The organism is Aciditerrimonas ferrireducens (genome assembly GCF_023130475.1).
Classification (GTDB): domain Bacteria; phylum Actinomycetota; class Acidimicrobiia; order Acidimicrobiales; family UBA8190; genus Aciditerrimonas; species Aciditerrimonas ferrireducens.
In genome coordinates this window covers 17,399-27,192 of record NZ_JAKHEX010000027.1, presented here as the reverse complement: position 1 = coordinate 27,192, position 9,794 = coordinate 17,399, and the positions used below count along the sequence as shown (strand labels likewise).

General features: G+C 75.3%; 9 protein-coding genes and 2 pseudogenes. 6 read left to right on the top strand and 5 right to left on the bottom strand.

What is annotated here, in order from left to right; all coding sequences use genetic code 11:
- A partial coding sequence (locus Acit_RS11620; RefSeq protein WP_248109208.1) for a hypothetical protein occupies positions 1–370 on the top strand: 370 nt, incomplete at its 5' end.
- 94 nt (positions 371–464) lie between these two features.
- Here Acit_RS11620 and Acit_RS11615 read toward each other — a convergent pair.
- Both Acit_RS11615 and Acit_RS11610 read right to left on the bottom strand, forming a co-directional pair.
- Positions 465–827: a DUF3817 domain-containing protein gene (locus tag Acit_RS11615; RefSeq protein ID WP_282436869.1), complete on the bottom strand. Its 363-nt coding sequence runs from the start codon at positions 825–827 to the stop codon at positions 465–467.
- Between the two features lie 131 nt (positions 828–958).
- Positions 959–1,450, bottom strand: coding sequence for a hypothetical protein (locus Acit_RS11610; RefSeq protein WP_248109206.1), 492 nt, complete (start codon positions 1,448–1,450; stop codon positions 959–961).
- 75 nt (positions 1,451–1,525) lie between these two features.
- On the opposite strand from Acit_RS11610, the gene Acit_RS11605 reads away from it, so the two are divergent.
- Complete coding sequence (locus Acit_RS11605) at positions 1,526–2,923, top strand: aldehyde dehydrogenase family protein (RefSeq protein WP_248109204.1); 1,398 nt, start codon at positions 1,526–1,528, stop codon at positions 2,921–2,923.
- A 71-nt stretch (positions 2,924–2,994) separates the two neighbouring features.
- On the opposite strand, the pseudogene Acit_RS11600 reads toward Acit_RS11605, so the two are convergent.
- From Acit_RS11600 to cysD, 3 genes and pseudogenes are all read right to left on the bottom strand, one after another.
- A pseudogene (locus tag Acit_RS11600) lies at positions 2,995–3,501 on the bottom strand (precorrin-2 dehydrogenase/sirohydrochlorin ferrochelatase family protein); the annotation flags it as partial.
- Between the two features lie 94 nt (positions 3,502–3,595).
- Positions 3,596–4,792: pseudogene (locus tag Acit_RS11595) on the bottom strand (sulfate adenylyltransferase subunit 1); the annotation flags it as partial.
- Positions 4,792–5,733, bottom strand: a complete 942-nt coding sequence (gene cysD / locus Acit_RS11590) for a sulfate adenylyltransferase subunit CysD (RefSeq protein ID WP_248109203.1) — start codon at positions 5,731–5,733, stop codon at positions 4,792–4,794. The pseudogene Acit_RS11595 and the gene cysD, both read right to left, overlap by 1 nt.
- Before the next feature lie 160 nt (positions 5,734–5,893).
- Between cysD and Acit_RS11585 the strand changes: the two genes are divergently transcribed.
- From Acit_RS11585 to Acit_RS13725, 4 genes are read left to right on the top strand one after another with little or no spacing between them, the layout of a single operon-like run.
- Entirely contained in the window at positions 5,894–6,571 is a 678-nt protein-coding gene (locus Acit_RS11585) for a phosphoadenylyl-sulfate reductase (protein ID WP_248109201.1), read from the top strand.
- Complete coding sequence (locus Acit_RS11580) at positions 6,568–8,289, top strand: nitrite/sulfite reductase (RefSeq protein ID WP_248109200.1); 1,722 nt, start codon at positions 6,568–6,570, stop codon at positions 8,287–8,289. The genes Acit_RS11585 and Acit_RS11580 overlap by 4 nt, the downstream gene beginning before the upstream one ends.
- Positions 8,286–9,479 (top strand): Coenzyme F420 hydrogenase/dehydrogenase, beta subunit C-terminal domain, encoded by a 1,194-nt coding sequence (locus Acit_RS11575; protein ID WP_248109198.1) that lies wholly within the window; start codon positions 8,286–8,288, stop codon positions 9,477–9,479. Before Acit_RS11580 ends, Acit_RS11575 begins: the two co-directional genes overlap by 4 nt.
- Positions 9,476–9,778: a hypothetical protein gene (locus tag Acit_RS13725; RefSeq protein ID WP_248109197.1), complete on the top strand. Its 303-nt coding sequence runs from the start codon at positions 9,476–9,478 to the stop codon at positions 9,776–9,778. Before Acit_RS11575 ends, Acit_RS13725 begins: the two co-directional genes overlap by 4 nt.
- The last annotated feature ends 16 nt before the right edge of the window (positions 9,779–9,794 follow it).

The following is a 9,794-nucleotide window of genomic DNA, read 5'->3' as shown; positions in this document are numbered from 1 at the left end:
GGGGTACTGGCTGGTGGGTGCTGATGGTGGGGTGTACGCGTTCGGGTCGGCTCGGTTCTACGGGAACACCTACACGGCGGGCTTGACCGGCCTGTCGGGTCCGCACCCCTTGGCCGCCCCGATCGTGTCGATCGTGCCGACCGCCTCGGGTCAGGGGTACTGGCTGGTGGGCAAGGACGGCGGTGTCTACGCCTTCGGGGACGCCCAATACCAGGGCTCGGTGCCCGGGCTGCCGAGCACCGAGCAGCCGCCCGCCGGCGCGGCCGCCGTCGGCCTCGTGCCCAGCGGGAACGGGTACGAAGTGGCCACGACCGACGGCTGGGTCGCGGCCTTCGGACCGGTCACCAAGGAGGACCCGGCCAGCGTCTGAGTCGAGGACCCCAGCGTCTGCGTCGAGAACCACGGTGCCGGGTCCTGAGCCGACCGGGGTGACGTTCCGACCGGGCCTGGCGCTCCGACCGGAGTCACCCGGTCGTGGCCGGACGGGGTCCCTCCGGGCCCGCTGCCTGCTCCGCCGCCTCGAAGGCCCGGATGTCGGCCTCGATCTTCGGCGTGGTCAGCCGCTCGATGACGAACGCCAGGCCGGGGATGAACCCGGCGAGGACGACCGGCAGGAGCTGGCGGAACGACCAGCGCACCCGCCTGGCCATGTCGTAGCCGACGGCCAGGTAGATGATGTAGGCGAAGCCGTGGATGGGGCCCACGATGGCGACGACGCTGTCGTTGTGCCCGGCGTACTGCAGGGGGACGCCGACACAGGCCAGGATCACGAGGCCGGTGCCAACGATGTAGGCCATGATGCGATAGCGTAGGAGAGCGGCACGCATCGAGCGGGGCGAGAGGGACCGCTCGGAACCGCCCCAGCCGATGAGACCGAGGGCGGTGGCCGTTGCCGACCGCTCGGCGGGCCGACCGGAGGGCCCAGACGGCACGGTCTCGCCCGAGCTGCGCTGGTCGCTCACCAGGTCTTCCTCTTGCCGCTGGCCGCCAGGGCCGCCAGGTACTCGTTGTAGGCGGCCAACTCGGGATCCTCCTCCTGGGTGCCTGGGCTGTCCTCTTCCGGCGCGGTCAGCGCAGGCAGGGGAGCGTCGGCCGCCGCAGCCATCGCTGGGGTCCCGGTTCCCTGGGCTGCTGGCGCGAGCACCGCTGGCACGTCGGCCTCGACCGGCTGGTCATCGAACTCTTGGGGGTGTTTCTCCAGGGCCCAGCCGACGGGCCGGGTCACGGCGCCCCTCTCGACGCGGGTGCCCTTGGCCTTGGGTTCGGGCTGCTGGTGGACCATCTTCCACCAGACGTAGCCGGTGAAGATCGGCCACTCGAAGGTGTAGGCCCAGCTCAGCTCGTTGCCGGCCAGGGCGGCGTGCCACTGCCACCACCACAGGCCGACGAAGGTCGGGACGACGACGGCGATGATGAGGTGCAGGACGATCGCCCGACGGGTGAACCACATCCGCACAGCCTTGAGGCTAGCGAGGGACTTGCTCGGGAAGCACGCGGAGCGCCCGGGCAGGGGCATGATCTGCCCATGGGGTTCGTGAGCGGTCGGCCGGCGACCGGCGACGTGGTGGCGAGCTTCCCGGCGGCCGATCCGCCGGCCGTGCACGAGCAGGTCGAGGCCGCCCGGCGAGCGGGGGCTGAGCTGGCGAGCAGCGGTCCGGGGGAGCGGGTGGCCTGGCTGCTCCGGATGGCTGAGCTCCTGGAGGCCGAGCTGCCGGTGTGGGCCCGACAGCTGGCCGAGGAGGTGGCCAAGCCCTTCCCGGCGGCCAAGGGCGAGGTCGCCCGGGCGGCGGCCCTGCTGCGGGTCCTGGCCGACGGCGTGCGTCGACGGGTCCCCCTGCCCGTGGCCGGCGGGGCAACGGGGACCCCACGGCGGCTCGCCGGCCTCCCGGTCGGGGTCGTGCTCGCCCTGCTCCCCGCGGTCGATCCGCTCTGGGAGGCCATCCGGTTCCTCGGCGTGGCCGTGGCGGCCGGCGACTCGACGCTCCTCAAGCCGGCGACCTCGGCTCCGCAGCTCGGGTTGGCCGTCGCCCGCCTGGCCCTCGAGGCAGGGCTGCCCGAGGGAGCGGTCCAAGTCGCCCTGTTCGATCCCCCAGCGATCGGCTCGGTCGTGGCCGAGCCGGCCGTCGGGGGAGCCGTCGGGGCCGGGGAGCCCCGGGCCGGGGAGGCACTGCGCAAGGCGGCGGCCGCGGCTGGCGTGCCGGTGGCCTTCGAAACGGTCGGCTGCGATCCGATCCTGCTCGCGCCCTCAGGGGACCCCTCCCGGGCCGTGGCCCTGGCGGTCGAGGGGTGCCTGCAGCAGGCCGGGCAGGGAGCCCTGGCCCCGCACCGGCTGTTCGTCCCCCGGGAGCTGGCGTCAGCCGTGGTCGAGCAGCTGGCGGCCGAGGTCGGGGCCCTCCCGGTGGGCGACCCCCTGGACGTGGCGACGGCGGTCGGGCCCCTGCGGAGCCGGAGCGCCGTCGAGGAGGTGGCCGGCGCCGTCGCCGAGGTGGTCGCCGGGGGCGGTCGGGTGCTCTGCGGGGGTCGGCCCGGGGCCGAGGCGGGGTTCTTCTACCTCCCGACCGTCGTGGTCCTCGACGACCCCGGGGGCTGGACCCCCCGGGGTCCCCTGCGCGGCCCGGTCGTGGTGGTGCTGCCCTACGGCTCGCGCGACGAAGCCTGGTCGCTTGCCAACCGGGGCCCTCGGTGCCTGGCGGTCAGCTTGGTGAGCGAGGAGGACGACGATCTCGAGCGGACGCTCGACGCGGTGCCGGCGTCCTATGTCGGGCTCAACCAGGCCGTTGGCCCAGCGGCCGGTCTGGTGGCGGCCGAGACGGCCAGCGACGGGTCGGTGGGGACCGAGGCCTGGTGGCCCTGGCCCAGCCCCGGGCCGGTGCAGCGCGCGACCTTGGTCCTTCGACCGAGCCGACCCTGGCGGGCCTCGTAGGGGGGCAGGGCCAGGGCCTCGGCGAGGAGCCGTCGGGCCTCGGCGACGCGGCCCTCGGCCACCAGCTGGGAAAGGGGGCCAGCCAGGAGGCCCCGCCAGTCCAGCCCCTCGGTGGAGCGGCCCTGGGCGTGGAGGGCGGCCCGGGCCTCCCCGAGGAGCTCGGCGAGCCGACCGATCCCCGGCGGGGTGGCCTCGGCCAAGCGGTCCCGGAGCCAGGCGGCCAGGGACGGGCTGGCTCCCCCGGTGGCCACGGCCAGGGTCACCGGGCCTTCCCGGTGAACCGCTGGCAGGACCGCGCTGCAGCGGGCCGGGTCGTCGACCGTGTTGACGAACACCCCGGCCGCCTCGGCGTCGCGCCAGACCTGCTCGTCGACCGCCCGACGGCCGGTCGCCGCCACCACGAGGCGGAAGCTGGCGGCCTCACCGGGCCGGTAGGGGCGGCGCTCGACGGTCAAGGACGCCGGGGGGCGGGGCGGGCCCGAGGGGCCGAGGAGCGCCGTCGCCCGGCTCGGGTCGGGGGCGACCAGGGTGACGGCGGCCTTGGCGTCGAGGAGCCCCGCGACCTTGCGACCGGCCACGGTGCCGCCGCCGACCACCAGGCAGGGGACCCCGGCCAACCGGAGGCCGACCGGGTAGAGGGGCGGGAGGGTCACGGGACGAGGTCCTCGTGCGCTCGTAGGGATCGACGGCGAGTGGCGCGGCCACCTCGAGCGTCAGGACCCCGAGATCGTTCGCCTCGAGCGCGGCCGCCGGCCGGAGCCGAAGGTCGTCGAGGTCCAGCCGCCCCTCGACGCTCCGGACGACGGCCCGGGTCAGGCGGGTGGTGTGGCGCAACAGGAAGCGGTCCCCGGTGCGCACCGGCTGGTCGGCGAACCAGCAGACCTCGGCCCGCAGGGCGCTGGCCAGGAGGGGAGGGTCTTCGGCGCGGGCCACGGTGTCGCCCCGGGCCACGTCGAGGTCGTCGGCCAGCTCGAGGGCGACCGACCGCCGGGGGGCTGCGACCTCGACCGGCGTCTCGTGGACCCAGATGGCCCGGATGGTGCTGCGAGCCCCCGAGGGGAGCACCACGACCTCGTCGCCGACGCGCAGGGGCCCGCCGGCCACCATGCCGGCGTAGGCCCGCCGGCCCGTCGCCGGGCGCAGGACCCACTGGACCGGGAGCCGCCCCCCGACGGGGCCGGGCCCGGCGACGACTGCGTCGCCGACCGGCAGGGCCTCGAGGGCCTCGAGCACCGTCGGGCCCTCCCACCAGGGGGCCTCGGCGGCCCGGTCGACGACGTTGGCCCCGTGGAGGGCGGAGACCGGCACGCAGTGGGTCTCGACGCCGCCCAGGCGATCGGCGAGGGCGGCCACCTCCTCGGCGAGGGCAAAGAAGCGCTCGGGGGCCCAGTCGGCGAGGTCCATCTTGTTGACCGCCACCACCCACCGGCGGACCCCGAAGCGAGCGGCGATGGTGCCGTGCCGCCGGGTCTGCTCCCGGAGGCCACGCGTGGCGTCCACCAGGACGATGGCGGCGTCCGCCGTGGAGGCCCCGGTCGCCATGTTGCGGGTGTACTGGACGTGCCCTGGGCAGTCGGCGATGACCAGCTTCCGGGTCGGGGTGGCCGCGTAGCGGTAGGCGACGTCGATGGTGATGCCCTGCTCCCGCTCGGCCCGCAGGCCGTCGGTCACGAGCGACAGGTCGAGGCCGGCGAGGCCCCGACGCCGGCTGGCCTCGGCGAGGGCAGCCAGCTGGTCGTCGAAGAGCTGCTTGGTGTCGTGGAGCAGTCGCCCGATCAGGGTGGACTTGCCGTCGTCCACCGAGCCCACCGCGGCCACCCGCAGCAGCTGGCTGCGGGGCCGGGTCTCGGTCGCGGTCACCGACGTCATCAGAAGTACCCCTCGCGCTTGCGGTCCTCCATGGCGGTCTCCGAGGTCCGGTCGTCGGCCCGGGTGGCTCCCCGTTCGGAGACCCGAGCAGCCGCGGTCTCGGCCACGACCTCGGCCACGGTGGCGGCCAGCGAGCGCACCGCGCCGGTGCAGGTGGCGTCGCCGACCGTCCGGAACCGGACGCTGGCTTCCTCCACCACCTCGCCCGGTCGGGGCTGCACCCAGGGGGAGACGGCGAGCAGCATGCCGTCGCGCTCGACCACCGCCCGGCGGTGGGCGAAGTAGATGGAGGGCAGGTCGAGGCCCTCCCGCTCGATGTACCGCCACACGTCGAGCTCGGTCCAGTCCGACAGGGGGAAGGCCCGCAGGTGCTCGCCGGGCCGGACCCGGCCGTGGTAGAGGTGCCAGAGCTCGGGCCGTTGCCGGCGCGGGTCCCACTGGCCGAAGGCGTCCCGGAAGGAGAGGACCCGCTCCTTGGCCCGGGCCTTGTCCTCGTCCCGGCGGGCCCCACCGATGCAGGCGTCGAAGCGGTGCTCGGCGATGGCGTCGAGGAGGGTCACGCTCTGGAGGCGGTTCCGGGACCCGCCGGGACCCGGGTCGGGGACCCGGCCCCGGTCGATGCTCTCCTGGACCGAGGCCACGAGGAGGGTCTCGCCGAGCTCGGCCACCCGGCGGTCCCGGAAGGCCAGGACCTCGGGGAAGTTGTGCCCGGTGTCGACGTGCAGCAGCGGGAAGGGGAAGCGGCCCGGACGGAACGCCTTCTCGGCCAGGCGCAACAGGACCGCGGAGTCCTTCCCGCCGCTGAAGAGCAGGACCGGCCGCTCGCACTCCGCGGCGACCTCCCGGAGGACGAAGACGGCGTGCGCCTCCAGCTCCTCGAGGTGGTCCAGTCCGTCGACCTGCTCCGACCGCTCCCGGGTCGCCGTCTCGACGCGCTCCACGGGCTCCCTCCGTCGCTCGATGGGCCTGCTCGATGGCTCGACTCCGACCAGACCTGGGCGCTCGACCCAGAAATCCACAAAATCCGATCGGAACAGTCATGTATAGTAGCCCAGGAACCGGGCGGCGGGAACGACCCGTGGGAGCGAGAGGGAGGACGCGATGGCGACAAGGGACCCCTGGCCTCCGAGCGCGACGGAACTGGCCGAGGTGGCGGCTGCCCTGGAGCGAGCCCCGGCCACCGGGGTCATCGCCTGGGCCCACGAGCGGACTGAGGGGCGCCTCGTGCTGGCCTGCTCCTTCCAGGACTGCGTGGTGGTGGACCTCGTGTCCCAGGTGGACCCGGCGATGCCGGTGGTCTTCTTGGACACCGGCTTCCACTTCCCCGAGACCCTGGCCTACGTGGAGACCGTTCGCCAGCGCTACGACCTGCGGCTGGTGGTGACGACCCCGGGACCCGAGGCCGACCCTTGGCCCTGCGGGACCGAGCGGTGCTGCGAACTGCGGAAGGTCGAGCCCCTGGCGAGGGTCCTCCAAGGCCAGCGGGGGTGGGTGACCGGGCTGAAGCGGGTCGACGCCCCGACCCGGGCCACGACGCCGGTGGTCGCCTGGGACGCTGCCCGGGGCGTGCTGAAGGTGAACCCGTTGGCGACTTGGACCGACGAGGACATCGCCCGCTACCAGCAGGACCACGGCCTGCCGGTCCACCCGCTCGTCGCTGCCGGGTACCGCTCGATCGGCTGTGCCCCGACCACCCGGCCCACCGCGCCGGACGAGCACCCCCGGGCGGGCCGCTGGGCCGGCACCGACAAGGTCGAGTGCGGGCTGCACCTGGCATGAGCACGGCCGACCTCCCCATCGGGACCCGTCTGCGGGGCCGGGACGAGCTGCGGTTCGTGCGCCCCTATCGCCGGCTGGGTCGTTTGAACGAGGTAGAGCGGGCGAAACTGGCCCGGCACCCCTACGAGGCCATCGCCGCGGTGGTCGAGCGCTACGCCGCCGAGGGGCCAGAGGCCATCGCCGGGGTGCCCGGCGAGGTCGAGCGGCTCAAGTGGGCCGGCATCTATCCGCAGCGCCAGGGCGGGAACGCCTTCATGGTGCGGGTGAAGGTCCCGGGCGGTCGGCTGCGGGCCGAGCAGGCGGTCGAGCTCGGCCTCCTGGCCGAGGCCTTCGCCCAGGGCCCCGAGGACCACCCGGTGTTCGGGAACGCCTACGCCGACCTGACCACCCGCCAGGACGTGCAGCTGCACTGGGTCCGGATCGAGGACGTGCCCCGGTTGTGGCGCCGACTGGACGCCGTCGGGCTGACCACCGTCCAGGCCTGCGGCGACTCGGCCCGCAACGTCCTGTGCTGCCCGCTCGCCGGCGCGGACCCCGAGGAGGTGGTCGACGCCCTGCCGGTCGCCGTGGCCATCTCGGACTTCTTCACCGGCAACCGGGCCTACGCCAACCTGCCCCGGAAGTTCAAGATGAGCGTGACGGGGTGCCGTGAGGACTGCGTTCGGGCCGAGATCAACGACATCGCCCTCTGGCCGGCCCGAAGCGTCGCGGGCGAGCTCGGGTTCAACCTGCTGGTCGGCGGGGGGCTCTCGGACGGGGAGCGCATGGCCCAGGACGTCGACGTCTTCGTCGCGCCGGGCGACGCCGTCGAGGTCTGCCGGGCCATCGCCCAGCTCTACGGCGAGCTGGGCAACCGGGAGCACCGGGGCCTGGCCCGGATGCGCTACCTGGTCGAGGAGCTCGGGCCCGAGGGGTTCCGGGCCGAGCTGGCCGCCCGGACCTCCCTGCGCCTGGCCCCGGCCGGGGAGGCCCTGACCCGGCGGTTCCGGGGGGACCACGTTGGGATCCACCCCGACCGGCGGCCGGGCCGGCTGCTCGTCGGCCTCTGCGTGCCGGTCGGTCGACTGCGCGGCCGGGAGCTGGCCGAAGCCGGGCGCCTCGCTGCCGCCTACGGGGACGGCACGGTCCGTCTCGGGGCCGACCAGAACCTGGTCCTCGCCGGGGTGCCCGAGGAGCGTCTGGAGGACCTCCTGGCCGAGCCCCTGCTCGCCCGGTGCACGCCCTTCCCGGGCCCCTTCAGCCGCGGGGTGGTGGCCTGCACCGGCACCGAGTTCTGCCGCTTCGCCGTGGTCGAGACGAAGGCCCGGGCCCTGGACCTGGCCCAGTGGCTCGACGAGCAGTGCGGGCCGGCGGTAGCCGAACTGGCCGAGGAGGTCGGGCCGATCCGGGTCCACCTCTCGGGCTGCTCGGCGTCGTGCGCCCAGCCCCAGATCGCCGACGTCGGCCTGCGGGGCACCGCCGCCCACCTCGGCGACCAGCTGGTCGAGGGGGTCGACGTGGGCTTGGGCGGCACGCTCGGTCCACGGGCCGGGTTCGTCGACTGGGTCGACGGTGGCCTGCCCGCTCAGGACCTCCCCGAGGCCCTCGCCCGCCTCGTGCGGCTGTTCCTCGCGGAGCGTCGCCCCGGCGAGGCCCTGTGGGCCTGGGCCCGGCGGCAGCCCCCGGCGCGCCTGCGGGAGACCCTGCGGGCCCCGGACCGCGAGGAGGTGAGGCCGTGAAGGGCGAGGCCGTCCGGCACGCCATGAACGGGGTGGCCGAGGCCCCGGGCAAGACCTGGTTCTGGGAGCTGGCCGCAGCCGTGGTGGACGCGGACCGCTGCGTGCGCTGCGGCGCGTGTGTGGCCGTCTGCCCCTCGGACTCCATCGGCCTGAACGACCAGGGCCTGCCCGCCCTCGTGAAGATGTGCACCGGCTGCTCGCTCTGCTGGGACGCCTGTCCCCGGGCCGGCCTGCGGGTCGAGGCCCTCGGACCGGCCGGCGGACCGGCCCCTGCCGCGCCCGACGAGCTGGGCGAGCCGGTCGCCCTGGTGGCCGCCCGGGCCGCTCGACGGGCCCCCCGTGCCCAGGACGGCGGGGTGGTGACGGCCGTCCTCGCCGCCGGGCTCGAGAGCGGGGCCCTCGACGGCGCCCTGGTGGCGGTCCCGAGCGCCGACGGCCAGCCGCTCCGGGCCGAGGCGAAGGTGGTGACCAGCGCAGCCGAGCTGGGACGGGCCGCCGGCAGCACCTACCACCAGGTCATGGCCCTGGCCGCCTTGGACCTCGCCGGCGTCGACCTGCCGAAGGGGAGCCGCCTGGCGGTGGTCGGCACCCCCTGCGTGGTCCAGGGCCTCCAGGCCATGCAGCGGCGGCCCTGGCCGGGGGGGACCGGCCGCCACCGGGTGGCCGACGTGGTCCTCTCGATCGCCCTGCTGTGCACGAAGAGCTTCGACTACCAGGCGTTGGTCCTCGAGGAGCTGGCCGCCCGGCGCGGGGTCGACCTGGAGCGCGTGGGCAAGGTCGACGTGACCGAGGGTCGCCTCGTGGTCACCTACCTCGACGGGCAGGTGGCGGTGGACGAGCCGGTCAAGGCGTTCCACGGGGCCGCCCTGCGGGGCTGCGCCGAGTGCCCCGATGTGCTGGGCCACAGCGCCGACCTGGCCGTCGGCAGCGTGGGCTCGCTGCCGGGTTGGTCGACGGTCCTCGTGCGCAGCGAGGCCGGGCGCGCGGCTCTCGACCGGGCCCGTCCCCGGCTGGACCTCAAGGAGGCCGACGACCCCGAGGCCCTGCGGCGGTTGGCCAGGGCGGATCGACGGGCCGCCGAACGGGCCCTGCCCCGGCCCCTCGAGCCCCAGGGCCGGCTCTGGATCGAGTGGGACGAGCACCGGACCTGGTTCAGCGGGTCGGACCGGGCGCCGGTGGCCGCGCCGTGACCCCCTGGACCCCGGGGCCCGAGCTGCCCGAACCGCCCGAGCCCACGCGGCTCGCAGCCGACCACCGGGCAGCCCTGGCCGAGGGCCGACCCGAGCCCGACCTGGTGGCCGGGGTGGCCGAGGCCTGGTGGCCGGCGCTGGCCCCCCTCCTCGAGCCCGCCGGCCTGGACCGACAATGGCTGACCGACGCCCTCGGCGGGTACCGTCGGGAGCTGTGGCTCTGGCAGGCCGGGGAACGGAGCTGGTCGCAGGTGGCCCCGGGGCTCCTGGGCTGGCTGGCTCGGCGCCTGCCGACCTGAGGGGACCCGGGCTGGC